Source organism: Novosphingobium sp. MMS21-SN21R (genome assembly GCF_031846015.1).
Classification (GTDB): domain Bacteria; phylum Pseudomonadota; class Alphaproteobacteria; order Sphingomonadales; family Sphingomonadaceae; genus Novosphingobium.
On sequence record NZ_JAVRDU010000001.1, the window covers coordinates 82984 to 108480 of the forward strand.

At 63.6% G+C, this 25497-nt stretch carries 22 protein-coding genes; 5 read left to right on the forward strand and 17 right to left on the reverse strand.

The genetic code is table 11. From position 1 onward, the window contains the following. Nucleotides 1–101: 101 nt before the first annotated feature. The 4 genes from RM192_RS00420 to xseA all read right to left on the reverse strand — a co-directional run bounded on the left by RM192_RS00420 (nt 102) and on the right by xseA (nt 6134). Nucleotides 102–3227 carry a TonB-dependent receptor gene (locus tag RM192_RS00420; RefSeq protein WP_311505522.1) on the reverse strand — a complete coding sequence of 1042 codons (3126 nt, stop codon included), beginning with the start codon at nt 3225–3227 and terminating at the stop codon, nt 102–104. Nucleotides 3228–3577: 350 nt separating this feature from the next. Continuing rightward, complete coding sequence (locus tag RM192_RS00425) at nt 3578–4432, reverse strand: M23 family metallopeptidase (RefSeq protein ID WP_311505523.1); 855 nt, start codon at nt 4430–4432, stop codon at nt 3578–3580. Continuing rightward, nucleotides 4429–4632, reverse strand: a complete 204-nt coding sequence (locus tag RM192_RS00430; protein ID WP_311505524.1) for a DUF2093 domain-containing protein — start codon at nt 4630–4632, stop codon at nt 4429–4431. Before RM192_RS00430 ends, RM192_RS00425 begins: the two co-directional genes overlap by 4 nt. A gap of 26 nt (nt 4633–4658) precedes the next feature. Next, nucleotides 4659–6134 carry an exodeoxyribonuclease VII large subunit gene (gene xseA, locus RM192_RS00435; protein WP_311505527.1) on the reverse strand — a complete coding sequence of 492 codons (1476 nt, stop codon included), beginning with the start codon at nt 6132–6134 and terminating at the stop codon, nt 4659–4661. On the opposite strand from xseA, the gene purD reads away from it, so the two are divergent. Both purD and RM192_RS00445 read left to right on the forward strand, forming a co-directional pair. Further along, the gene (gene purD, locus RM192_RS00440) at nt 6133–7419 is read left to right on the forward strand and encodes a phosphoribosylamine--glycine ligase (RefSeq protein WP_311505529.1); all 1287 of its coding nucleotides are present in this window, start codon (nt 6133–6135) and stop codon (nt 7417–7419) included. The two genes, xseA and purD, sit on opposite strands and share 2 nt — an antisense overlap. 99 nt (nt 7420–7518) lie before the next feature. Further along, nucleotides 7519–8481: a sugar phosphate isomerase/epimerase gene (locus RM192_RS00445; protein ID WP_311505530.1), complete on the forward strand. Its 963-nt coding sequence runs from the start codon at nt 7519–7521 to the stop codon at nt 8479–8481. Here the strand turns inward: RM192_RS00445 and RM192_RS00450 are convergent. The 5 genes from RM192_RS00450 to RM192_RS00470 are packed head-to-tail and all read right to left on the reverse strand — an operon-like array spanning nt 8474 to nt 15178. Next, nucleotides 8474–9100 carry an N-carbamoylsarcosine amidohydrolase gene (locus RM192_RS00450; RefSeq protein ID WP_311505531.1) on the reverse strand — a complete coding sequence of 209 codons (627 nt, stop codon included), beginning with the start codon at nt 9098–9100 and terminating at the stop codon, nt 8474–8476. The two genes, RM192_RS00445 and RM192_RS00450, sit on opposite strands and share 8 nt — an antisense overlap. After that, on the reverse strand, nt 9100–10308 hold the full coding sequence (locus RM192_RS00455; protein ID WP_311505532.1) for a CoA transferase: 1209 nt from the start codon (nt 10306–10308) through the stop codon (nt 9100–9102). Before RM192_RS00455 ends, RM192_RS00450 begins: the two co-directional genes overlap by 1 nt. 2 nt (nt 10309–10310) lie before the next feature. Continuing rightward, complete coding sequence (locus tag RM192_RS00460) at nt 10311–12197, reverse strand: hydantoinase B/oxoprolinase family protein (protein ID WP_311505533.1); 1887 nt, start codon at nt 12195–12197, stop codon at nt 10311–10313. Between the two features lie 13 nt (nt 12198–12210). After that, nucleotides 12211–14259, reverse strand: a complete 2049-nt coding sequence (locus RM192_RS00465; RefSeq protein ID WP_311505535.1) for a hydantoinase/oxoprolinase family protein — start codon at nt 14257–14259, stop codon at nt 12211–12213. Between the two features lie 7 nt (nt 14260–14266). Continuing rightward, nucleotides 14267–15178, reverse strand: a complete 912-nt coding sequence (locus tag RM192_RS00470) for a hydroxymethylglutaryl-CoA lyase (protein WP_311505537.1) — start codon at nt 15176–15178, stop codon at nt 14267–14269. Nucleotides 15179–15445: 267 nt separating this feature from the next. On the opposite strand from RM192_RS00470, the gene RM192_RS00475 reads away from it, so the two are divergent. Together RM192_RS00475 and RM192_RS00480 are read left to right on the forward strand one after the other, a co-directional pair. Next, the gene (locus tag RM192_RS00475) at nt 15446–17962 is read left to right on the forward strand and encodes a TonB-dependent receptor (RefSeq protein WP_311505538.1); all 2517 of its coding nucleotides are present in this window, start codon (nt 15446–15448) and stop codon (nt 17960–17962) included. A 66-nt stretch (nt 17963–18028) separates the two neighbouring features. Next, nucleotides 18029–18673, forward strand: a complete 645-nt coding sequence (locus RM192_RS00480) for a GntR family transcriptional regulator (protein WP_311505539.1) — start codon at nt 18029–18031, stop codon at nt 18671–18673. A 2-nt stretch (nt 18674–18675) separates the two neighbouring features. Here RM192_RS00480 and dxs read toward each other — a convergent pair whose 3' ends face one another. From dxs to RM192_RS00520, 8 genes are all read right to left on the reverse strand, one after another. Beyond that, on the reverse strand, nt 18676–20598 hold the full coding sequence (gene dxs, locus RM192_RS00485) for a 1-deoxy-D-xylulose-5-phosphate synthase (protein WP_311505541.1): 1923 nt from the start codon (nt 20596–20598) through the stop codon (nt 18676–18678). A 42-nt stretch (nt 20599–20640) separates the two neighbouring features. Beyond that, on the reverse strand, nt 20641–21888 hold the full coding sequence (locus RM192_RS00490) for an MFS transporter (protein ID WP_311505542.1): 1248 nt from the start codon (nt 21886–21888) through the stop codon (nt 20641–20643). A gap of 71 nt (nt 21889–21959) precedes the next feature. Beyond that, nucleotides 21960–22436: a transcriptional repressor gene (locus tag RM192_RS00495; RefSeq protein WP_311505543.1), complete on the reverse strand. Its 477-nt coding sequence runs from the start codon at nt 22434–22436 to the stop codon at nt 21960–21962. A 36-nt stretch (nt 22437–22472) separates the two neighbouring features. Further along, nucleotides 22473–23150 carry a peptide-methionine (S)-S-oxide reductase MsrA gene (gene msrA / locus RM192_RS00500; protein ID WP_311505544.1) on the reverse strand — a complete coding sequence of 226 codons (678 nt, stop codon included), beginning with the start codon at nt 23148–23150 and terminating at the stop codon, nt 22473–22475. 1 nt (nt 23151) lies between these two features. Further along, on the reverse strand, nt 23152–23283 hold the full coding sequence (locus RM192_RS00505; protein ID WP_311505545.1) for a hypothetical protein: 132 nt from the start codon (nt 23281–23283) through the stop codon (nt 23152–23154). A gap of 142 nt (nt 23284–23425) precedes the next feature. Beyond that, nucleotides 23426–24202, reverse strand: coding sequence for an exodeoxyribonuclease III (gene xth, locus RM192_RS00510; RefSeq protein WP_311505546.1), 777 nt, complete (start codon nt 24200–24202; stop codon nt 23426–23428). Then, nucleotides 24199–24531, reverse strand: coding sequence for an iron-sulfur cluster assembly accessory protein (locus RM192_RS00515; protein ID WP_311505547.1), 333 nt, complete (start codon nt 24529–24531; stop codon nt 24199–24201). The genes xth and RM192_RS00515 overlap by 4 nt, the downstream gene beginning before the upstream one ends. 41 nt (nt 24532–24572) lie before the next feature. Further along, entirely contained in the window at nt 24573–24866 is a 294-nt protein-coding gene (locus RM192_RS00520) for a hypothetical protein (protein WP_311505548.1), read from the reverse strand. 155 nt (nt 24867–25021) lie between these two features. Here RM192_RS00520 and RM192_RS00525 point away from each other — a divergent pair, with 155 nt between their 5' ends. Further along, a complete protein-coding gene (locus RM192_RS00525; RefSeq protein ID WP_311505549.1) occupies nt 25022–25450 on the forward strand; it encodes a CBS domain-containing protein in 429 nt (142 codons plus the stop codon). Nucleotides 25451–25497: the final 47 nt, after the last annotated feature.

A 25497-nucleotide genomic window follows, 5' to 3' on the forward strand; every position in this document is an offset into this window, starting at 1 on the left:
GCAGCAACGCCGCGTTTGGGGACACCCAACGAAAAAGGGGCGCCCCGAAGGACGCCCCCAATCCTGTTCGGCCCAATCCTGTCCGGATGGACCGCCTGCCATTACTGGCCGACGTTTTCACCGAAACGCATGGTCCAGGTGAAGCGCACAGCGCGCGGAGCCTGGTAGCCCGTGGGGAGACGGTAGTCGGAGCGCAGGGCACCCGAGTCGGTTTCACCGAATTCCACGAAGTCGGTCTTCGACTTCGAGTTGAACACGTTGAACACGTCGACGCGGAAGCTCGAACCCGGAAGATCGTCACCCAGATTGAAGTTGAAGCCCAGATCGAGGTTGGTCGACCAGTCGCTCTTGAACGCCGAGCCGCGTGGCACCAGCGTGCTGTTGGCCGAACCGCCGTTGCCAGCCGGGTTGGCGCAGAAGAACGACGCCGCGCCGTAGCCCTGTGCAAAGACGTCCGTCGGGTGGACGCCGATGCAGCTGAAGCTGCGTGGCGACTGGACCGTCAGGTTGGCGCCAATGCGCAGGAAGTCCCAAGGCTGGAGCGAACCGAAGAACTTGAAGGTATGTTCGCGGTTGTTGGCGAGCGTACCGAACGAGCCATCGCTCAGGCCGGGCTGGTCGAAGTCCTGAGTCAGGCCAGCGTCGTCCTGGTTGTTGTCCGACTTGACCGAACCTTCGTAGTTACCGCGAAGCTTCTGGTAGGTGTAGCTGAAGTCGAAGCCCCAGACGCCGTTGAAAGCCTTTGCTGCGGTGAACTCGATCGAGTCGTACTTGCGGATCGGCTTCGGATAGCCGAGGTCGGCGGCCGAAAGCGTCACCACGTCGGTGGTGCCGGGGATCGTCGGATCGCCATCGAGACGGACGGTGATCGGCTCGCCGGGGTTGGCCAGCACGTACTGGTGGAAGCCCGACCAGATTGGGCTGCCCGACGACGTTGCGCAGCTCAGACCCTTGCTGGCGCAGTACTTGTTGACTGCTGCGTCGATTGCGACGTCTTCCAGCGTCTGCTTCAGACGACGGTTGATGTAACGCAGACCGAAGGTCCAGTCGTCCATGCGGTGGGTGATGCCGAAGATCATCTCGTCCTGATACATCGGCTTCAGGTTCTGCGAGACGAGCGTGTCGGTTGCACCGGCAACACCGTCCGAGAAGACCGTGCGGCACTTTGAACCAGCGCCCGGACCGAAGTTGGGGCAGTTCAGGGTGTTCTGACCCGTCAGTGCGCCGAGAACCGGTGCGCCCGAAGCGTCGAACTGCTGGCCGATCGGGATACCGCGCGAGTCGTAGTTTCCGCCAACCACGCCCGGAGCATAGCCGAAGCGCTGCTCGTAGAACGTCTCTGCACCGCCGAGACGGATGTTGGTGTTGGTAGCGACCGGCAGGAAGTAACGGCCCCAGAACGCGTTGATCTTGGTCAGCTTGTCGCCGAACACGTCGAACGAAGCGCCGAGACGCGGAGCCCACTGGTTCTTGATGTCGACATACTTGGCGCCGGTGATCGAGAAGTTCTCGAAGCGGTCGTTACGTACGCCGAGCTGCAGGTTGAGACGATCGTTGAGAAGGTCCCAGCTGTCCTGCGCATAGAACGCGGTCTGGCGGGTCTTGAAGAAGCCTTCGTTCAGGTACGTGCGGGTGCGGATGTAGTTCGAGGTGAAGCGATAGATCCGGTCGCCGGTGTAGAAGGTGTCTTCGGTAACCGACAGGTCTTCACGGTCGAAGCCGAAGCGGAAGTGATGCGAACCAAGCAGGTTCACATAAAGATCCGCATCGAGACGCATGACCTTGCGCAAGTCGCGGCCGTCGGTCGGAGCGAGCGGAACACCGGCAATCGTGTTGAGAACCGTGGTCTTGGCGCCGTTCGCATCATAGGCAAGCTGCGTCTGCACAATCGGACCGGCAAGCGCGCCACCGGCGACGACGTCGCTGCGGGTGTAGCGGTTTTCACCGTAGGCGCCCGACAGCGTGAAGAAGTCGGTGAACTGGCCGGTGTACTGGACGATCCAGTTCTTGCCGCCGATCTTGTTTGTTTCGCGGCCTTCCTTGGTGTTGCCCGTAAGGGTGCCAAGACGATCATTACCGAGACCATCGATGTTGTAGTAGTCGTAGTTGACGGTGCGTTCGTCGGACCAGAAGGTGCCTTCGATGCGGTGACCGTCGAACGGGATGAAGTCCACCTTGCCGCCGTAGAACGGGGTGTTGGTGTGCGAGCGAGTACGATAGCCGGTCGACGGCGAAGTGTCTTCCTGCACGCGGTAGCGCGGGGTGAACAGGCAGTAGAAGAACAGGCGATCCTTGATCAGCGGACCCGAGAGGTAGAAGTTGGCTTCAACCGATTCGCGGTAGTCCTTGTCGTTGCGCGACTTCAGCGTGCCCGTTGCATCCTGGAAGGTGTTCGGTGCATCCGAGGTGAGCGCGTCTGGCTGATACGAGATCACCGCGCCGTACTGGAAGTTGTTCGAACCCGACTTGGTAACCGCCGAGGTCACGCCGCCGAGCGCACGACCGTATTCGGCCGACCAGCCGCCGGTCTTGACGTCGAACGTACGATAGAACTCGAAGGGAACGATGTTGTTGCCGACGAAGGTACGGAAGTTGGTCGTGTTCAGACCGTTCACGTAGTAGCTGTTTTCAGCGATCGAGGCACCGCCGAAGCTGACGCAGTCAGGGCAATCGGCGAACTGGCCGTCACCTGCGTTGGTGCCGGGAGCGAGCAGGATCAGGGCCGACTGCGAGCGGGCGACCGGGATGCTGTCGGCAAGCTTGCTGACGTCGAGCGAGATGCCCGAAGTGGTCTGCGCGAAGTCGTTGGTCTTCACGCGCGTGCCGGTAACGACGATCGCATCGCCGGCAGCGGCTTCGCCCGTCGAATAACGGTAGGAGTTGTTCGCACCGGCGACGACGCTGGCGGCGTTATCCTGGACGACAACGGCGCCGCCGACCGTCACGGTGACCGAGTAAGAACCGGTCGGCAGTGCAGTCGCGCGGAACTGGCCGCTCGAATCGGTGGTGACAGTGTTGGTAAAGCCCTGTTCGTTCGAACGGATCTTCACTTCGGCTCCAGCGACGGGAGCGCCGCTTGCGTCGAGAACTTCACCGACGAGGTTACCACGGGTATAGTCCTGCGCCATGGCCGGCGCGACGAAGGCGGCCGATGCAGTAAGGCCCGCTACGACCAGCGCCAGCGGCGCGGCGCTCGCACGGAGCGCAGAAAAAGTTTTGATGTTCACGTTGTCCAGTCCCTTTTGTCCTGTCCGCCTGCGCCCCAAGGAAAACTGGGTGCAGGCACTTTCCCGACCGCCCCAACCACTGCCGCGAATGCGGTTCAGCCCCTGTGCGAACGGGAAAAGATGTGTCTGTTTGGCGGAAAGGGAGGGTCTCTTACAAACACGAATGACAGTGGCGAAATGAATCCGCAACGTGTGTATCAAAACTGCCACACCGCCCTTGGGACAGGTCATGAGGCCAGCGTTTACTGGACTTTAAGAGTGGTGCACGGAAATTACACTTAACTACGGTTCACTTGCCATTAATTTCAACAGAGACGGTTTCTGGCGAAACAACCGTTGAAAATGAACGTTCAACGGGTTGCCGTTGATACCATGTCGCGCAGCAGCAGAATTGGGTCGAGACGGCTGTCCCGCCATTTTATCGACCAGTGGAGATGGGGTCCCGTCGCCCTTCCGGTATGGCCGATGCGGCCAATCGGCTGTCCCTGACGCACGGCGTCGCCTTCTTTGACCACAAGCGCCGAGCTGTGCAGGAACGCGCTGTTGAGGCCCATGCCGTGATCCAGCATCAGCAAGCGGCCCTCCAGACTGAACGGAGAATCCGCTGCCAGGATCACCACGCCATCCGCCGGGGCCACATATGTCGTGCCTTCGCCGCCAGCGATGTCGAGGCCGGAATGGTAGGCCGAAGGCTCGCCCTTGTAGACGCGCTGCGATCCGAAGCGACCCGAGAAGCGGCCGGGGGCTGGGCGGAGGAAGTCCTGCCGCCAACCGTCTGCGCCGCTGTCGATCGCGCGCGCGGCATTGATGCGCACCAGTTCGGCCTTGCGCAGGCGCAAATAATCTTCGTCTGCAATGCCGCCTGGTTTGCGGGCAACATTGATGTGTTCGATGGCCCAGGCGCGGGGCCTGATATCCAGCGGCAAGGCGAAGGTCGCACCGTCGCCGAGAATCGCCAGCAGTTGCGCCGTGGGGGGTGCATCGCGGTCAAAGGCCACGAGAAACGCGCCGTCAGCCGCGAGCGGCACCGGCTTGCCGTCCAGCGCCAAGGCGCGCGTGCCGGGCTGAACCCGCCCGCGCAGCCATCCGCCCTGCGTCAGTTGCCCGCCAGCATCGACCTTGATCGGCGCCAGCGGTGTATTGCCGATAGACAGGGCTGCAAGTGCTGCGCCGCTGCCTTGCAGGAACCCGCGCCGATCGATCATTGCTCCTCGAGGTGCCGCCGCACCGAGATTTCGCAAGTGGCATAGGCCTCCTGCCGCTCCGCACACCAATAGCGCAGCATGTCCAGCGGGATCTCCGCGCCCGATACCGCGCAGACGACGTGGTCGCCTGCAGACAGCTGGCGGAAGCCGCCGGGAAGGTAGTGAAGGCGCGCAAGGCGGCCGGATTGGGACATCAACATCGGGCCAATGTAGCGACTGCGGCGCCTTAGAACAATTCCTGCTGGCCCGCTGGGCTTGCAGGCTGTCGCGGCTTGGGCGCGGGACGCGGCGGCGCGGGCACTACGGCCGTGCTGACATCCAGCGTGCCATCGGCAAACTTGAGCGTCAGCGCGACGCGATCCTCGGCTGTCGCCCGGTCCTTCACAAGATGCCCGTCGCGGTCGGTCACCAGCACATACCCACGCTGCAGCGGCGCTTCCGGATTGAGCGACAGGCGCAACCGATCAAGCGCATCGACCTTGCCGCGCGCGTTTTCAATCCGCTGGAGCAGCGTTTCGGGCCGCAGGCGCTGTGCCGCCAGCCGTTCGCGCTCACGCCCGACGCGCGCGGTCAGCAGGGCCGGGCGCAGGGCCCCGGCATGGCGTGCGAGCAATGATCCGGCTATTTCGGTGCGGTGGAGCAAGGCGCGGCGCAAGCGTTCACCCAGATCGTCCACCCGCTGCGCCTGCCCCTGCAGCAGCGCCTGCGGTTGCGGGAGGCGCTGGCTGCGGGCTTCGAGGCGCTCGCGTGCCTGCGACAATTGGCGGCCCAGTGCCCGGCGCTGGCGAGCGTTGAGATCGGCGACAAACGCGGCAAGTTCTGCCTGCACCGGCACGGCCAGTTCGGCGGCGGCTGTCGGCGTGGGTGCCCGCAGATCGGCGGCGAAATCACACAGCGTGGTGTCAGTCTCGTGGCCCACCGCGCTGATGATCGGGATCGTGCACTCGGCTACCGCGCGAACTACGTCCTCTTCGTTGAAGCACCACAGGTCCTCGATCGAACCGCCACCACGCGCGACGATTACCAGATCGGGGCGCGGGATCGGTCCGCCTTCGGGAAGGGCCGAAAACCCGCGCACGGCATTGGCCACTTGCGCGCCCGCGCCCTGGCCCTGCACCAGCACCGGCCAGACAATCACGCGGGAGGGGAAGCGGTCGCTGAGGCGGTGGAGAATGTCGCGGATCACCGCGCCGGTGGGCGATGTCACCACGCCGATCACCCTTGGCAGGAACGGCAGCGGCTTCTTGCGCGCGGGGTCGAACAACCCCTCGCCCTCAAGTCGTGCCTTGAGCTTGGCGAGCAGTGCCAGCAGTGCGCCTTCGCCCGCAATCTCCATGCGGTCGATCACGATCTGGTAGTTCGACCGCCCCGGATAGGTGGTCAGCTTGCCCGTGGCGATCACCTCGGTGCCGTCTTCCGGGCGGAAGCTGAGCTTCTGAACACCGCCGCGCCACATCACCCCATCAAGCTTGGCGCCTTCGTCCTTGAGGCTGAGGTAAAGGTGGCCAGAAGCCGCGCGTTTCACCCCAGAAAGCTCGCCGCGCACGCGCACGAAGCCGAAGCGATCCTCGACCGTGCGCTTGAGCAGCGCGGAAATCTCGGAGATCGAAAGGGCCGGAGCGTTGTCGCCAGCCGATTCCCTCGCTAGGAGCCCGCCCGTATCGTTGTTTTCGTCGTCATAGGGCGCGGAAGGGAAAGCCATGAATATCCTGCTGCTGGGATCGGGTGGGCGCGAACACGCCCTGAGCTGGAAACTGGCCCAATCGCCGCTGCTGGACAAGCTTTATGGCGCACCCGGCAATCCTGGCATCGCCGATCACGCGCAGATCGTCGGCCTCGACCTGACCGACCATGCGGCAGTTGTCACGTTCTGCGAAGGCCACCGCATCGGCCTCGTCGTGGTCGGCCCCGAAGCACCGCTGGTTGACGGGCTCTCCGATTCGCTGCGCACGGCGGGCTTCTCCGTGTTCGGTCCGAGCCGTGTTGCGGCCCAGCTCGAAGGCTCAAAGGGCTTCACCAAGGACCTGTGCACCCGGGCGAACATTCCCACTGCTGGCTATGTCCGCGCCAGCTCGCTCCAGGAAGCGCGCGCCACGCTTGCCCGGTTCGGCGCGCCAGTGGTGATCAAGGCCGATGGTCTTGCTGCCGGCAAGGGCGTCGTCGTGGCGATGACCATGGCCGAGGCCGAAGCTGCCGTGGACGACATGTTCGACGGCGCTTTCGGCGCGGCGGGCGCGGAAGTGGTGATCGAGGAATTCATGACTGGCGAGGAAGCCAGCTTCTTCGCGCTCACCGATGGCGCAACAATCGTACCGTTCGGATCGGCGCAGGACCACAAGCGTGTGGGCGATGGCGATACCGGCCCCAACACCGGCGGCATGGGCGCTTACAGCCCGGCGCGCGTGCTGACCCCCGAACTCGAGGCCGAGACACTGGCCCGGATCATAGGCCCCACAGTGAAGACCATGGCCGACGAAGGCATGCCTTATTCAGGCGTGCTCTATGCCGGCCTGATGCTCACAGAGCAGGGTCCGAAGCTGATCGAATACAACGCCCGGTTCGGCGATCCCGAATGCCAGGTGTTGTTGATGCGTTTTGAAGGTGACCTCGTTGAACTGCTGCTGGCTTGTGCCGACAACAAGCTGTCGAGCATCGAGCCGCCACGCTTTTCTGCCGACGTGGCGATGACCGTGGTCATGGCCGCCGAGGGCTATCCCGGCACGCCCAAGAAGGGTGGGCGCATCGATCATATACCGGCCGCCGAAGTTGGCGGCGCCAAGGTCTTCCACGCGGGGACCACGCTTTCGGGCGATGGCATTCTGTCGGCCAGTGGCGGGCGCGTGCTCAACGTGACGGCCAAAGGCCCCACGGTTAAGGCGGCGCGCGATACGGCCTATGCCGCAGTGGATGCGATCAGCTTTCCCGAAGGCTTCTGCCGCCGCGACATCGGCTGGCGCGAGATCGAGCGGGAAGAGTCGCAAGGCTGAGCCGGCTGGCATAGTGCGGGGTTGACCACACGGGCCGGAAACGCTCAACCTGGCTGCAGACAGCGCAAGACAATGCGCGTTACCGGGAGCCTGAGAGCCATGAAACGCCGCAATTTTCTTGCCGCTGCGGGCACGGCAGCGCTGATGGGCTGCGCCATGCCGGGCAGGCAGCCATTCGCCGCAGCAACCGGGCGGAAGTTCGGCATCCAGCTGTGGTCGGTCGCCAAGATGCTGAGCGACGATTTCGAAGGCACCATCGCGATGCTGGCCGGGCTCGGCTACCGCGAGCTGGAACTCTATGGCCCCTATACTTTCAGCGACCCCCGTCAGATCGAAGGCTGGAAAAAGACCGCGCAGATAGTGGGTTTTTCGGGCAGCGGCTTCTTCGGTCTGTCCACCGAACGGGTGAAGGCGGTGCTGGCCAGCCACGGCCTGACCGTGCCGTCGATGCACACCGACCTGTTCACGCTGCAGACGCGGATGGGCGAGCTTGCCGACACGGCGCGTGCGCTCGGAGCAACCTATGTGACGCTGCCCAGCCTTCCGGCAGACAAGCGCGCCACATTTGACGACTACACGCGTGCCGCCGATCTGTTCAATGCCATCGGCCGGGATGCCAGTCGCCACGGCGTGCGCTTCGCCTATCACAACCACGGCTACGGCCTCGCGCCAGTGAACGGCAAAGTGCCGCTCGACACCTTGCTGGACGCGACCGACCCGGCGCACGTGTTCCTTGAAATGGACACGTACTGGACCACTGCGGGCGGGGCCGATCCCAAGGATTATCTGGCGCGGTACAAGGGCCGCTACCGGATGGTCCACCTCAAGGACATGAAGGGGCAGCACCGCTTTGCTGGCGACGGCGGCGCGCCTGCCGACTGGATCGCGATGTTCCCCTATCTCACCTATCTCGGCGACGGATCGCTCGACATGGCCGGGATCATCGCCGCTGCAAAGGAATCCGGCGTCGAGCACTTCTTCGTCGAGCAGGACCGCGCCGATGACCTGATGGCGGCAATCGCCGGAAGCGCCAGCTACATGAAAAAGCTGGGTTTCAACTAAGCAGCGCAATTGCCTCGGCCTCGCCGATCACTTCGGCATATTTCGCCTGAAGATCGAACAGGTTGGCATCGTGCGGGGCCAGATGGCGGTCGCCGCAGGCATCGCTTACGACAAACGGCAGGAACCCGTGTTGGCAGGCATCCAGAGCGGTCGCGCGGATGCAGCCCGATGTCGAAGTGCCGCAGACCAGCAGCGTATCGACCTTGAGCGCGGTCAGCGTAGCTGCAAGGTGGGTGGCAAAGAAAGCAGAGGCATAGCGTTTGGTGATGACGATATCGCCGTCCTGCGGCGACAGCACGGCCGGAAACGCCCCCAGCGGCGAGCCCTTCTCGAACACCTTGAGCGCCGGCACTTTGCGGTAGAACACCCCGCCGTCCGCTCCGCCCGGCTGGTATTCGACATTGGTGAAGATGATCGGAATGCCCGCCGCGCGCGCTGCCGCCGCCAGCCGCACCGCACTTTCGAGCGCATCGTCTATGCCTGCAAAGAGCGGCGAGGTAGGCTGGAGATAGGCCTCGACCAGATCGACGATGATCAGTGCGGGGCGATCCCCGAACGGCAGGTGCCCATCGAAGGCCCCTGCATAATTCGCCGCCAGATCGCCGCCCTCTTCCGCCATCAGATTGCGCCTTGTTCAGCCAGCTTCGCCAGATCGGCCTCCCCGAGGCCAAGCAGTTCGCCATAGACCTCGGCATTGTGCTGGCCAACGATGGATGGCGCAGCGCGGCGCACCGAACCCGGCGTTGCCGAAAGACGCGGAAAGCTCGACTGCATCTTGAGCGGCCCGAAGCGCTCGGTCTCGACCTCGATGATCGCTTCGCGTGCCTTGAAGTGCGGGTCGTCCAGCATGTCGGGCGCGCGGTAGACGCGGCCTGCCGGGATCGAATGTTCGATCATCAGCGCGTCGACTTCGTCCATGGTGTGGGTGCGCGTCCAGTCGTTGATCAGTGCGTCCAGTTCGTCCTGATTCTGCCCTCGTGCAAGGTGCGTGGCATAGCGCGGATCGTCGCCGAGTTCGGGCTGGCCCATCGCGGTCGCCAGTCGCTTCCACAACGAATCCTTGTTCGCCCCGATCATGAACTCGCCGTCCTCGCACGAATAGACGTTGGACGGCGCGATGCCCTTGAGAACCGAACCCGAACGTTCGCGGATATAGCCGGTGCGATCATATTCGGGCACCAACCCTTCCATCACCTGCAGCACCGATTCATAGAGAGCGGCATCGATCACCTGTCCCCGGCCCGTCCGGTCGCGCTCATGCAACGCCGCCAGCACGCCCATGCAACCGTACGTCGCGGTCAAGGTATCGCCGATGGAGATACCCATGCGGCTCGGCGGGCGATCCGGCTCGCCCACGATATAGCGCCAGCCTCCCATCGCCTCGCCGATGCCGCCGAAGCCTGCACGGTTCGAATAAGGCCCGGTCTGGCCATAGCCAGACATCCGCGCGATGATCAGGCCGGGCTTTTCGGCCAGCAGCACGTCGGGTCCCAAGCCCCACTTTTCCATCGTGCCAGGCTTGAAGTTCTCGACCAGCACATCGGCATGGGCGATCAACTGCTTCACCAGCGCCTGGCCTGCAGGAATGCGCAAGTTGGCACTGACCGAGCGTTTGTTGCGCGCGATCACTTCCCATTGCACCTTTTCCGCGCCTTGCCCCCATTCGCGCATGGGATCGCCGGTCACCGGCGGCTCGACCTTGATCACATCGGCGCCCATGTCGCCCAGCAACTGTCCGCAGAAAGGGCCTGCGAGAAGCTGGCCAAGTTCGACCACGCGAATGTCGCGCAATGGTCCCGGGTTTGCGCAGGGGTTGGTCGTGGTCATGGTCACTCCGCCGCCTCCAGCAGCGGCCATTCGGGTTGGATCGGTGCCGGAAGGCCCGTTTCGGCCTGACAATTGGCGCGCAGCGCGTCAATGCCGGGACCGTAGTTGAATAGCGGCAAGTCACCGCGCGAGGCGCGCAGCCCGGTGCGCAAAGTCTCGGTGGCGACAGTATCAACCACGCCACCGGCGTCGGCGACCACGCCATAGGCTCGCGCGCCGTCTGCCGTGACGAGGCCTTGCGTGATCTCCTTGCCCACCAGAGCAGGATCACGATCCAGCGGATCGCCCCAACCACCGCCGCCCCAGGTAATGAAGTGCAGCTGGTCGCCCGCCTCGACGTCGAGGTCCTCCACCTTGTTGCCGACGACAGTCTGTGTTCCGTCCACCTTTTCAAGGATCTTGCGCGCCCTTGCCCCAGGCTCGCCGCCGTTGACGCCCCATGGCGGCACGAACCAGCGGTCGTCATGGATGGCAATCGTGCCTTTCGAGAGGAAGCGATAGGTCATGCGGATGCCGTTGCCGCCGCGGTGCAGACCCGCGCCGCCCGAATCGGGTTCACATTCGTAACGTTCGATCACCATCGGGAAGTAGCGTTCGAGGAACTCGTTGGGCACGTTGGTGAAGCCCGGCCACAGCGAGTGGCCATCAGGGCCATCGCCCATCGGACGACCCGGAATACCGCCGAAACCGATCTGGAACAGCTGGAACCACTCGGCCTTTTTGCCGGGCCGTTCGTCATTGCCCGAATAGAACAGGTGCGGGCTGGACGAGAAACCGGCCGCGTTGAGGAATTCCGGGGTCTTCTGCCCCAGCAATCCGCCCAGAATATCGAAGATGCGGCCCAGCGCATGGGTGCGGCCCGAGAGCGCGGCGGGGAACCTGGGTTTCAGCAGCGAACCTTCGGGAATGCGCACGTCGATCAGATCGTAGAACCCGTCGTTGAACAGGATCTGCGGATCGAACACCATGATCATGTAAATGCCGAAGAACATCTTGAACATGTTCTCGTTGAGCAGGAAGTTGATCGAGGCGACCGACTGCGGATCGGTGCCCGCAAAATCGAGCACCACGCGCCCGTCCTCGCGCCACATCGTGCATTTGATCTTGTAGGGGCCGAAGCCCATGCCATCGTCGCAGATATAGTCCTCGAAGCTCACCGGCTCTTCGGCAATCGCCATGCCGATCAGCGCCTTCATCGCGCGGTGATTGCGCGCCAGCAGTTCCTGCGTGGCCGAGACATAAACATCGTCGCCGAACCGCTCGGCCATTTCCACCACGCGGCGCGCGGCGACGCGGCAGGCGGCGATCAGGGCATTGAGATCGGCCGCGCACCAGTCCGGTTTGCGCGTCTGGTGCATGACGAGGCGCACGAGGTCTTCGTTGTATTCCCCGCGCTTCCATATCTTTACCGGCGGAATGCGCACGCCTTCTTCGAAGATCGAATGGGCGTTGATCGGCATCGAGCCGACGACCTTGCCGCCGATGTCGGACTGGTGCCCGAACATCGATGTGTAGGCGATCAGCCGCCCGTCCTTGAACACCGGCAGCAGCACCAGCCAGTCATTCGAATGGCTCACTGCGCCGCCGACCGAATAGGGATCGGACAGGAAGATCATGTCGCCATCTTCGAGTGTACCGGCAAAGTTATCGAGGAAGCCGCCGATGAAGCTGCCGAACTGGCCGACGATCATCTTGCCGGTGTGATCGGCGATCAGCGGGAAGGCGTCGCCCTGTTCGCGGATGCCAGGAGACATTGCGGTGCGGACGAGAGTGGCGTCCATCTCGATCCGCGCATTGCGCAGCGCGTTCTCGATAATGTCGAGAGTGACCGGATCGATGGCAATGCGGTTGAACGCGGTGTCATTGGTCTGGACGATGGTTGCGGGCATGGCTGGTGCTCCCTCAGGCCAGATTGATCAGGATGTTGCCGACCTTGTCGACAGTGCCGGTACAGCCGCTTTCGATCAGCGTGGTTGAATCCATTTCGCAGACGATGGCCGGGCCGGGGATCACGTCGCCCGCTCGCAGCAGCGCTCGGTCATAGATGACGGCGGCCTGTTCGCGCCCGTCCATCCACAGCACGTGGTCGCGCATCTTGGCGGCAATCGGGTTGCTGTCGCCCTGCTCCAGTTCGGCTGCGGGCAGGTCGAGCGCACGGCCCATGGCGACCGCGCGCAAGTTCACGATCTCGTGCGGGGTGTCCATGTTGAAGGTAAACAGGCGTTTGTGCTCGGCGTCGAAGCGGGCAAGGATTCCGGCCACGCCGTCGGCGGTCAGCACATGGGGTGTGATCGTCAGCGGCACTTCGAACGCTTGTCCGGCATAGCGCACGTCGACTTCAAAGGCAGTTGAGATCTCGTCCTCGGGCACGCCATCCGCCAGAAGATCGGCGCGGGTTTGCGCGGCCATTTCGTCCAGGATGGCAATCAGGTCGGCCGCCTCGGTTTGCGTCGCAAGGCGGCTGAACGAACGCGCGGTTTCGGTACGCATCCGCGTCGTCGCATCGCCCAGAGCGCACAGCACGCCGGGCGAAACCGGCGATATGGCGGGCCATGAGCCCATCAGTCGCGCCACGGCGTTCACATGCAGCGGCCCTGCCCCGCCAAAGCCCATAAGCGCGAAATCGCGAGGATCGTAGCCCTGCTGGACCGAAATCATGCGTAGCGCGCCGAACATGTTCTCGTTGACGATATCGATGATCCCGCGCGCGGCGGCCATCAGATCGATCCCGAGCGCATCGGCGATGGTCTGCACCGCCTCCTTCGCGCCTTCACGATCCAGATTGAACGTGCCGCCGAGGAGGTTCTCGGGAAGGTAGCCGAGCACCACATTGGCGTCGGTTACCGTGGGCAGTGTGCCACCTTTTCCATAGGCGACCGGCCCCGGCACTGCTCCTGCACTCTGCGGCCCGACCCGAAGGGCTCTTGTCAGCTCAGGAACATAAGCAATCGATCCGCCGCCTGCGCCCACGGTCTTCACGTCGAGCGCCGAGGCGCGGACGGAGAGGTGGCCGACTTCGGTGGTGCGTTGGCGGCGGGCCTCGAGGTTCTCGATCAGGGCAACGTCGGTGGAAGTGCCGCCGACGTCCAGCGTCAGGATATTGCGGATACCCGCATTGCGACCCACCCAGATCGCCCCGGTCACGCCACCTGCAGGCCCGGACATCAGGATGTTGACCGGGTGCTCCTCGGCCTTCTGCGCGCTCATCAAGCCGCCATCAGAGCGCAGCAGCGAGAGTTTCCCGGTCATCCCTGCATCGCCCAGCCGCGAGCGCAAGTTCGCCACATACTTCCCCACGATCGGGCGGACCGCCGCGTTGGCGACTGTCGTCAGGGTGCGCTCGTACTCCTGCATTTCTGGCAGAACTTCGTGGGATAGCGATACCGGCACACCCGGCATGATCTCGCCAGCAAGCTGGCCAACGCGCTGCTCGTGCGCGCCATTGGTATAGGCGTTGATCAAGCTTACCGTGATTGCCTCGACGCCATTGGCCTTGAGCGCGGACAGCTGCGTGCGGATATCGGCATCGTCGATGGGACGCAGTTCGTTGCCTTCGGCGTCCATGCGGCCCCGGATGGTGACCGTGTCCTCCAGAGCGGCCAGCGGCTGCGGCTTTGGCCAGATGATCCACCCGGCCAGCCCGCCCGGCACGAAGCTGCGCGCGATCTGCATGATGTGGCGATAGCCCTCGGTTGCCACGAGGCCGACCTTGGCGCCCTTGCCTTCAAGCACAGCATTGGTTGCCACGGTGGTGCCGTGGAGAAAATAGTCAATGTCCGACGCGGCTATCCCCGCCTTGGCGCAGATCGCTGTCACCCCGTTCAGGATTCCCTCGGAGCTGTCGTGCGGAGTGGACGGGGTCTTGTGCCGCCAAAACGCGCTCGATCCGGTGTCGAACAGCAGGAGGTCGGTGAAAGTGCCGCCGACATCGACGCCAAGGCGATAGCCCATCGTGGTGTTACTCCTGCGAAATCTTGGGGAAGGCGGGCGCTTGCGCCACCATTCCAGGAAGGTTGCGGCCCATAACGCCTGCCAGCCAGTGGTTGGCCTCGATCAGTTTTGAAAGGTCCATGCCTGTCGCGGCACCAGCGCGGTGCAGCATGTAGATTACATCCTCGCTCGCCACGTTGCCCGCAGCCCCCGGCGCGAACGGACAGCCGCCGAGCCCGCCCAGCGCCGCATCGACGACGCTCGCCCCTGCCTCGACTGCCGCCCAGACGTTGGCGAGTCCGGTGCCGCGCGTGTTGTGGAAGTGTACGCGCACCGGCAGGGGCGCAATGGCCGCAACAACGCGGGCGACAAGCCGCGAAACATGGGCCGGATCTGCCACGCCTATGGTGTCGGCAAGCGCCACTTCGATGGGACCGGCCTCGGCCAAAGCCACTGCCATCGCTACGACACGGTCCTCGCCGACCTCGCCTTCGAATGGACAGCCGAACGTGGCGGCGATGGTGGCCTGACCCTTCAGCCCTGCGTCCTGCGCCATGGCGATGATGGCCTTGGCCGCCGCGACTGATTCCTCGCTGGTCTGGCCCTGGTTGGCCATAGCGAAAGTATCGGTCGAAACGCATACCGCGCCAAGTTCGTGCAAGGCGCCGGTCGCAATGGCGCGCTCGGCTCCGCGAGGATTGAGTACAAGCCCGATATAGCTGACGCCTTGGGCGGCGGGCAGACCTGCGCAGACTTCTTCGGCATCGGCCATCTGCGGCACGCGCCTGGGATTGACGAAGCTCGTCACCTCGATCCGCCGCGCGCCCGCAGCGATGCTGCGCCGGATCAGTTCGAGCTTGTCCGCGGTCGATACGAGCGCCTTCTCGTTTTGCAGCCCGTCGCGGGGGCCGACCTCGACGAAGGATATCCGCCGACTCACGTCTGCACTCCGATCAGGAAGGGAAGCTGTTTCGGGTTCATTGCTCTCGCCAGTTGGTATTCAAAAATATATGTCGCCACCCATGATTTTTCCGAAACATGCCCAATAGTGCGGGAATTTATCGGCCTTGACCGGCTGGCTTTGTATACAATAAGCTGCACATGTCTCAAGCGTGCGTCAAGGGGGTCACAAGCGCCTGCCAGCGCACGCAGCCGGAATTTCGTCGTCACCATATCAACGTTATCGAACCAACAGGGAGGTTTGAGAATGCGTGCCAGCCGTTTGCTCGTTTCATCATCGGCGATGGGGCTTCTGCTCGCCGCCTCAGCTCCCGCCTTCGCGCAGGACGCAGCGCAAGATAGTGCCGTCTCCGATGAAGGCGGTGAAACCATCATCGTCACCGCCCGCCGCCAGAATGAACGGTTGCAGGACGTTCCTGCCTCGATCTCGGTGCTGACTGCCGCCGCGCTGCAGAACACCGGCGCGACCAAGGCCGAAGACTTCGCGCAGCTCACGCCGGGCGTTACCATCGTCACCGGCACCGCCGAGGCGGGCGACACCCAGATCAACATTCGCGGCATCAACGGTGCTCGCGACGCCGAAAGCTCGGTCGCGCTGGTCGTCGACGGCATCCTCAAGACCAACACCGCGCAGCTCAATCAGCCGCAGGGCACGCTGACGCAGGTTGAAATCCTCAAAGGCCCGCAGGGCGCGCTCTATGGCCGCAACGCCGCAGCAGGCGCGATCGTGCTGCAGACCCAGAAGCCGACCGATACGCTGACCGGCGGGATGCGCGCATCCTATGCCAACGAGGCCACTTACGAAGCGACCGCGCACATCGCCGGGCCATTGGGCGACAATGCCGGGTTCGTCCTGTCGGGCTATTACTTCACCACCGACGGCTTCTGGCGCAACACGTTCCTGAACAATTCCAAGACCGTGGATGACAAGAAGAACTGGGCGGTCGACGGGCGCTTCATGCTCGGACAGGGCACCTCGACCCAGCTTGATCTCAAGGCGCGCTATGCCGAATTTCACGGCGCATCACTGCCGTTCAACGCCAGTTTCCACCTCCCGCTGTTCGGCGGCGCGTTCTACGAGGACATCAACAAGCACCCCTTTGCCTTCTACAACAACATCCGCGCCACCAACGACCAGAAGAGCTTCGATGCCTCGGCCAAGCTCGATCACGAGTTTGCGGGTGGCATGAAGGTCGTCGCCTGGGCGCTCTATTCCGACGTTAAGCAGGACCTCGTCGCAGATGGCACCTCGGCCGATTTTGCGCGCTACATCGGCAGCGCCGATCCGGCGGTCGGTAGTTCGGTCGCCAGCTGCTTTTCCAGCACCGCCGCGCTCACCGGCTTCCCGGTCAACGCGCCCGGCTTCATCGGCCAGATCCCGGTCCCGTTCATCTTCGCGCCCGCTACCGGCTCAACTTTCGGACCCTACAGCCCGACGACATGCGACGGCACGCAGTACCAGTTGCGCCAGCAGAAGGACTTCAGCACCGAAGTCCGCCTGCTCTCCAACGATGACGGCCCGCTCACCTGGCAGCTTGGCGCTTACTTCCTGCATATCGACCGCAAGACCGGAGTCAGCCTGGGCGCGGACACCGGTCAGGGCGTGATCAAGCAGCTCTATAACGCGCCCAATAGCGCCAACCCGACCTCGCTGCTGCTGGCCGACAAGTTCCGGACCAATGTCTATGCGGCATTCGGCGCGACCGAGTGGAAACCGTCGGACGTGTTCACCGGCGGCATCGCGCTGCGCTATGACATCGAGGATCGTGCTTCCAGTTCGCTGGTGCCTAACGTTCTCGACCCCTTCACCGGCGGGCCGATCAATCCTGGCCTCGCGTTCGGCGCGTTCAAGCCGCAGAACGCCACGTTCAAGCAGCTTCAGCCCAAGGTGACGCTCAGCTTCCACCCGAGCAACGCGCTCAACATCTATGCCAACTGGGGCATCGGCTTCAAATCGGGCGGGTTCAACAACCAGGGCTCTTCAGCCGTGGTGAATGCGAACTTCAACCAGTTCATCAATGCGGGCGTCACCATCGATGACCAGTACCGCAAGGAAAAATCGAGCGCGTTCGAGGCCGGGATCAAGGGCGAGGTGGTGGACGGGCGCATCACTTATGACATCGCCGGGTACTACACCCGCGTGACCGACATGCAGTTCTTCGAATTTTTCGTCGGCAGCTTCGGCCTGCTCCGCGTGGTGTCGAACATCGACCGGGTGGACGTGAAGGGCGCCGAACTGAACCTCACCGGCAAGATCGTCGATGGGTGGAAAGTGTTCGGTTCGTTCAACGTGACCGACAGCGAAATCAAGAAGAACAGCTCGCGCCCTTACACCGTCGGCAACAAGTCGCCCTATACTGCCGACTGGACGATCAACCTTGGCAGCGAGATCACTGCGCCGCTATCAGACAGCGCCAAGCTGCTGTTCCGCGCCGACTACCGCATCACCGGGCCGACCTGGTTCCATTCGGTGCAGGATCAGGAGCGCCCCACACTGTTCTCGGGCCTCCTGCCGATCTCGGCGCTGGCGCTTCCAGGCTTCGTCGGCAACGCACGCTATGATGTGGCCAAGCGCGAGGCCTTCGGGGTGATGAACGTGCGTGCGGGCATCACGACCGACCGCTACCGCATCGCGGTGTTTGCCGACAACCTGTTCGACCGCAAGTTCATCGCCGAGGCCATTCCGGCGATCGAATTCGGCGGTTCGTTCATCACCCCGGGCGCGCGCCGCCTGATCGGGGTGGAAGTGGGCGCTTCGTTCTGACAACGTTGGTATAAGGGGGCGGGAGAGAGGCGGTTGGCGCCGCTTTCCCGCTTTCAAGGAGGGTCAGTGTCAAAAGCCTCGCAGGACGCCTATCGCAAGATCCGCTCCGGCATCCTTTCGGGCCATTTCCCTGCTGGCGGATTTGTTACCGAAGACGAATTCGCACAGTTCTGCGGCCTTTCGCGCACGCCGGTGCGCGAGGCGATAGCCGAACTCGTTTCGGAGATGCTGCTCCAGCGATCGGACACCAATCGCGTATTCGTGCCAGTCTGGTCGGACGAGGACGAGGAAGAACTGTTCACCCTGCGCGCCATGCTCGAAAGTCATTGCGCAGCCCGGGCCGCACGCCTGATCAGCGACGATCAGATTGCCGCGTTGCGCACGCACTGCGACTTCATCGACAAGGCCATCAGCCAGAACGGCGAGCCTGACGTCTCGGGCTTCGTCGAAGGCAACCGCCGGTTTCACGCCGTGATCCTCGCCGCCGCCCAGTCCGAACGGCTCGGGCAACTTCTCCGCTTCGTCGTCAGCCAGATCGTCGTGCATCGCACAGCCGAGCAATATTCGCGGGCCGACATGCAGCAGAGCCAGCGCGATCACCGCGATCTGGTCAGCGCCTTTGCCGTGCGCGACGAAGCGTGGGCAGGCGCCATCGCCAACACCCACATCCGCCGCGCAGCAAATGCCTACAAGACCAGCCGCGCAAGCTAGCTTCAGGCCCGCGCTTCACTAACCCCTGCGCTGTTGTGGCGCAGCGCCTTCAGCACAGTATCCACGATCTGCGGCGCATTGAGGCCGGCCTCGTCGTATTGCTTGTCAGGCGAATCATGGTCCTGGAACAGATCGGGCAGGCGCATCGTGCGGATCTTGAGGCCAGCATCGGTCAGGCCTTCGTCACTAGCCATGGTCAATACATGCGCGCCCAGACCCCCGATTGAGCCTTCTTCGACCGTGACGATCACTTCATGCGTGGCCATCAGGTGACGGATCAACGCCTCATCGAGCGGCTTGGCAAAACGCAAGTCGGCAACCGTGGTTGAAAGCCCCTTGGCCTCAAGCAGGTCCGCCGCTTTCAGCGCTTCGGCCAGACGCGTGCCGAGCGATAGCAGCGCCACCTTGCTGCCTTGCCGGACGATGCGGCCCTTGCCGATTTCCAGACGTTCAGGCGCAGCGGGCAGCGCCACCCCGGTACCGTTGCCGCGCGGATAGCGGAACGCAATCGGTCCACTGTCATGGAGCGCGGCAGTATAAGTCATGTGTACCAGTTCGGCCTCGTCAGCCGCAGCCATGACCACCATGTTGGGCAGCGTGGCGAGGTAGGTCACATCGAATGACCCTGCGTGCGTGGCGCCATCGGCACCGACCAGACCGGCGCGGTCGATTGCGAAACGAACGGGCAGGTTCTGGATCGCCACATCGTGCACGACCTGGTCGAACGCGCGCTGGAGGAAGGTCGAATAGATTGCGCAGAACGGGCGCATGCCTTCTGCCGCAAGGCCCGCTGCAAAGGTCACCGCGTGCTGTTCCGCAATGCCCACGTCGAACGTGCGCTCGGGGTGCGCCTTGGCGAACTTGTCGACGCCGGTACCGCTCGGCATGGCGGCGGTGATCGCACAAATGCGCGGATCACTCTCGGCAAGCGTGGCCAGCGTTTCGCCGAACACATTCTGATAGGCAGGCGCAGACGCCTTGGCCTTGACCTGCTCGCCGGTGATCACGTCGAACTTCTGCACGCCGTGATACTTGTCGGCAGCGGCCTCGGCCGGGCCATAGCCCTTGCCCTTTTGCGTGACCACATGGATCAGGCACGGGCCTTCAGCTGCGTCTCGGACGTTTTCGAGCACCGGGATCAGCTGGTCAATGTTGTGCCCGTCGATGGGGCCGACATAGTAGAAGCCCAGTTCCTCGAACAAAGTGCCGCCCATTGCCATGCCGCGCGCGAATTCATCGGTCTTTCGCGCCGCTTCATGCAAGGGGCGCGGCAACTTGCGCGACAGGCGCCGGGCAATGTCACGCAAGCTGAGGAACGGGCGCGACGATACGAGCCGCGCGAGATAGGCCGAGAGCCCGCCCACAGGAGGCGCAATCGACATGTCGTTGTCGTTGAGGATCACGATCAGGCGATTGCCCGCGCCTTGCGCGTTGTTCATCGCCTCATAGGCCATGCCGGCGCTCATCGCGCCGTCGCCAATCACCGCGATGCCCTTGCCGGGGCGGTCGGTCAGCTTGTTGGCAATGGCAAAGCCCAGCGCCGCCGAGATCGAAGTGGAGGAATGCGCGGTGCCGAACGGGTCGTATTCGCTCTCGCTGCGCTTGGTGAAGCCCGAGAGACCCCCGCTCTGCCGCAGCGTCCGGATACGGTCGCGCCGCCCGGTCAGGATCTTGTGCGGATAGGCTTGGTGGCCGACGTCCCACACCAGCTTGTCGTCCGGCGTATTGAACACGTAGTGGATCGCCACGGTCAGTTCGACGACGCCAAGGCCCGAGCCAAGGTGTCCGCCGGTCGATCCGACGGCGGAAATCATCTCGGCGCGCAGTTCGTCCGACAGCTGCCGGAGCTGCGTCGGCGCGAGCTTGCGAAGGTCTGCGGGGGTATTTACCGTGTCGAGCAACGGTGTTGCCGGGTCGTAACTCATCCGACCGCCCTTACACGCATGCGCGCACGCTGTCGAACGCGATCAAGCGCTGCCCTGCTTCCCAATGGACCGGGGGCTGGTTTCGGGTAGCGTCAGCGCCGAAACAATCAACAGGACCGCCGCCACGACAAAAGCATAGCCGGGCGCTGCGACATCTCCGGTGCGCGTGATGTAGCGCGTCAGCAATACCGGCGTAACGCCGAACGTAAGCGCCACGATCACGCCATAGCCGATACCGACAAGCCCTGCCCGGTGCCGCTTCGGCGTGGTTTCGACAAACGAGGCATAGGCGACTGCGCCTGAAATCGTCGCGAGAAGCAAGAGCACCGCCACTGCAAGCGCGAGCTGGCCAAGCGTTCCGCCCGCGATGCCCCAGCGGAACAGCGGCAGCGAAACCACGGCTGCAGCAAGGGCAGCCCCGAGGTTCACGCGCCGCCGTCCGATCCGGTCGCCCAGCCAGCCCCCTGCGACAAGACCGACGATCTGCGTTGCGGCGGCCGCCATCTGGAGAAGGTAGCCGTTGGTGACCGGAATTTTGAGGAAGGTCACGGCATAGACGAACAGGAAATCGCCAGCAGCTCCGGCAAGCAGAAACCCTGCCACACCGAGCAAGGCAGCAGCATAAGCGCGCAGGTTCAATTCGGTCACGACATGCGGCCCGCGCTCGGGCAAATGCAGCGTTTCATCGAGACGGCGGCGCAGGATGAATGCCAGCGGCACGATCCCCGCACCAATGCCGAAGGCGATGCGCCAGCCATAGGCGTCAAGTTGCGCCGGGGTTAGCGTGCTCGCCAAGGCAAGGCCGACGAGCCCGCTTGCCAGCACGCCGATCCGCATCGCCGCCAGTTGCAGCGCGATCAGCATGCCACGCCGTTCGGGCGGGGCGCTTTCGGCCAGAAACGCGGTGGTTGGCCCGACATCGCCGCCAGCCGCCAGTCCCTGCAACAGGCGGAACACGACGACCATGACCGGCGCAGCCATGCCAATCGCCGCATAGTCAGGCGTCAGGGCAAGGCCCACCGCGCTTGTTCCCATGAGCGCAAACGTGGCGAGCATGGTCGGTCGCCGCCCGATCCGGTCACCCAGCAGCCCGAACAGGATCGCACCCAGAGGCCGGGCACCAAAGCCGGCGCCTGCGGTCATCAGGGTGAGCAGCAATGCGCTGCCCGGTGCGCCTGCCGGAAACATGACCCGCGACAGGTTCACCGCGAAGAAGCTGAAGCTCAGGAAATCGTAGAATTCCAGCGCGTTGCCGGAAATGACCGCCACGAATTGGCGCCGTGTCGGCATGTGCCGTTGTTCGTGCATGAAATCCCTCCCCCCGCAAGAGAAGGTCAGCTTAGCCGACAACGACGATGGCGCTACAGCAATTCGCCCTTGGCGCACTCGGCGCAATGGCCGCGAATCTCGACCACCGGGCGCACTTCGGCAAAGCCGGCACCTTGCGCCGCGCTGCGCAGTGCGCCGGTCAGGCGGTCGTCATCGATATGGACCGCCGATCCGCAGACATCGCAAATCAGGAAAATGCAGTCGTGGCGGCAACCGGGGTGGCTGTTGGCGACATAGGCGTTTGCGCTTTCGACCCTGCGGGCAAGATTGGTGCGCACGAACAGGTCGAGGATGCGGTAGACCGAATTGGCCGCGACCCGCTTGCCGCGCCGCGTGCCGACGCTCTCGGCGATGTCGTAGGCGGACGCCGGCTTTTCGCGCGCAGCCAGCGCCTCGAACACATCGGCCCGCATGTCAGTCCACTGTTCACCGGCATCGACCAGCGCAGCACGCGCGGCAGATACAAGCTTCTCGCCCGCAAAATCGTGGTGATGATGATGTCCCGACATAGGCCCTAGATAGGGTCGGGCGCAGTGAAGCGCAAATCAGTTCCGCGTGAAGGCGGGCTTGTAAAGGTCCGGGAACATGCGCCGCAGCGCCTCGACCTTCGGCGCATCCCAGCGACGGATGTAACCATGGTCGGGATTGTTGGCCATGAAGTCCTGATGATAGCTCTCGGCAGGATAGAACGCCTTGTAGGGCTCGACCGCCGTCACGAGCGGACGCTTCCACAAATCGAGCCGTTTGAGCTGCGCGAGATACCCTGCCGCGACGCGCGCCTGCTCCTTGTCGGTCGGCACCAGCGCGTTGCGGTACTGCGTGCCGTGGTCCGGCCCCTGATAGTTCAGTTGCGTAGGATTGGCACCGACGGCGAAGAACACGCGCAGCAACTGGTCGTAGCGGACCTTGGCCGGATCGTACGTGACGCGGACAGCCTCGGCATGGCCGGTATCGCCGCCGCCAACCTGATCGTAACTCGCGTCCTTCTTTGCGCCGCCGTGATAGCCCGAGACAACGCTGGTCACGCCCTTCATGTGGCTGAACACAGCCTCGATGCCCCAGAAGCAGCCACCCGCAAAGACGGCGACCTTCTTGCCGGGCGTTTCGGTGGCTTTCACCGCTGCATCCGGCGTGGCCATCACGCCTTCGGCAAGTGCAGGCTGCTGGCACGATGCGGTAACGACCCCCACCGCAGTCAGGACGGCGAGGAGCGTGCGGTTCATCTTAGCGGGAGACCTGCTCGGTTTCGCTGGTCGAGGCCAGCGCGGTTGCGCCAACGGTCATGCCCATCACGGCCGTACCCATCAGGAAACCGAAGGCCAGCGAGCGGAAGAAATCAGGCTTGAACAGGCCCATCGAATCACTTTCAGAACAGGTGTCAGTTGCTTGGCAGCCCTCATGACAGAGTCTGCCTTAACGCGCAGTGACGCCATGCACAGGGCCGCGTTCATGCCGATATGATTTCCGCAAAGCGTTTCGCAACTGCGACAAACCGTTGTCAGTCGCGCAAGTTGACCCAGACCGGCGCGTGATCGCTGGCCTTTTCCCGCCCGCGGTACTCCTTGTCGACACCTGCCGCGATCAGCCGGTCGGCAAGATCGGGCGAGAGCAGCGCGTGATCGATGCGGAAGCCGTGATCGCGCTGCCAGGCGCCTGCCTGGTAATCCCAGAATGTCCACACCCCGCCTTGCGGATTGAACAGGTCGATCGCATCGGTCCAGCCATCGTTGAGCAGGCGGCGATAGGCATCGCGCGATTCTGGTTGCATCAACGCATCGCTGGCCATGGCGCGGACCGAATAGGTGTCCTTGTCCTCCGGGATCACGTTGTAATCGCCGATCACCAGCACGGGCACTTCCTGCGCGGCTAGTTCGGTCATGCGCGTGCGCAGCCGTTCCATCCAGCGCAGCTTGTAATCGAACTTGGGACCGGGCTGCGGGTTGCCGTTTGGCAGGTAGATGCACACCACGCGCAGGCCGAAGACATCGGCCTCCAGATAGCGGGAGTGATCGTCATCGGGATCACCCGGAAGCCCGCGCTGCGCTTCGACCGGCTTTACCCCATCGGCCAGAATGGCAACGCCGTTGAAGCCCTTCTGGCCATGCCAGATCGCGTGATAGCCGATCTTCTCGAAGTCGGCGAAAGGGAAGCCTTCGTCCTGCGTCTTGATCTCCTGCAGGCAGGCGACGCTGGGGCGGGTTTCCTCAAGCCATTCGAGCAGGCGGGGCAGCCGCGCCTTGATCCCGTTGATGTTGAACGAGGCGACCTTGATCATATGGCGAAGCTGGCGCCGCAGCCGCAGCCAGAGGCCGCTTGCGGATTGGTGACGCGAAAAGCCGCGCCGCCCAGCGATTCGACATATTCGACCACGCTGCCCTCGAGCAGGCCCAAGCTCACCTCATCGACGACCAGCCGCACGCCATCGGTCTCGGCCACGGTATCACCTTCGTCAGTCGCATCGGCGAGGCCGAACTTGTACTGGAAGCCCGAACAGCCCCCGCCTTCGACCGACAGCCGCAGGATCGCGGGCGCGCCCTGCTTGGCAGCGATCGTGGCGACGCGGGCAGCGGCACTGGGGGCGAGCGAGACGACGGTTTCGGACATGCTCCCTAGATAGGCATGGCGCGCGCAAGACTCAACGCCCCTTACCAGTTGCGCTCATCCTCCAGCGGGTCCTCGATGGATTCGTCATGGCCCGTGCCGCTCGAAAGGAACACCAGCCCCATCAGCGCGGCCATCAACAGCATCGCCAGGCCAAGGCCCAGCGCGGTGGCGATGTAGAAATGAATCGAGACGAAGCCGACCACCTGATACATCACCGCCAGAACGAGCGCCACGACCGCAGCGGTGAACGCCGCCATCCACTTCATGATCTTGCGATAACGCGCCCAGGCAAAGCTGGCGTTTGCGGGGTCGTCGAGAGGGGATCGGCCGGTCATGATGGGTGGTCCATTGCGCCTCGAAAATGGTGCAGGCAAACGCTTTCGCAATGGCCCGTTCGGTGTCATGATCCTTTCGGGAGACCGGCGGAACGCAAGATGTCTAAAGGCCCGTGGGCCAGGACGCAGCGTCCGCGAACCGAATGGAGGATGCCATGACGATTGCCCAGGTCATTGCCGGACGCGGTGAAGTGTGGAGCTGCAACGCTGATGACAACGTGTCTGATGCAGTAGCCCAGATGGCGGAGCACAGGATCGGGGCGCTTCCGGTGCGCGACGGGCAGAGCGCGGTAGCCGGCATCTTTTCCGAACGCGACATGATGCGCTGCCTGCACAAGCACGGCGAAGCCGCGCTGCACATGAAAGTGCGCGACATGATGACCGCACCGGTCATCACCATCACCCCGCAGACCACCGTGCTCGAAGCCCTCGCCCTGATGACCCAGCGCCGCTTCCGCCACTTGCCCGTGGTCGAAGGCGACAAGATGGTCGCCTTCGTTTCGATTGGCGATCTGGTGAAGCACCGCATTGACAAGATCGAGGCCGAAGCCGACGCAATGCGGGTCTATATCCAGCAGGGTTGATGTATTGGTTCAAGAAAGCCCTTGGCGGACGCCAAGGGCGCACTCTC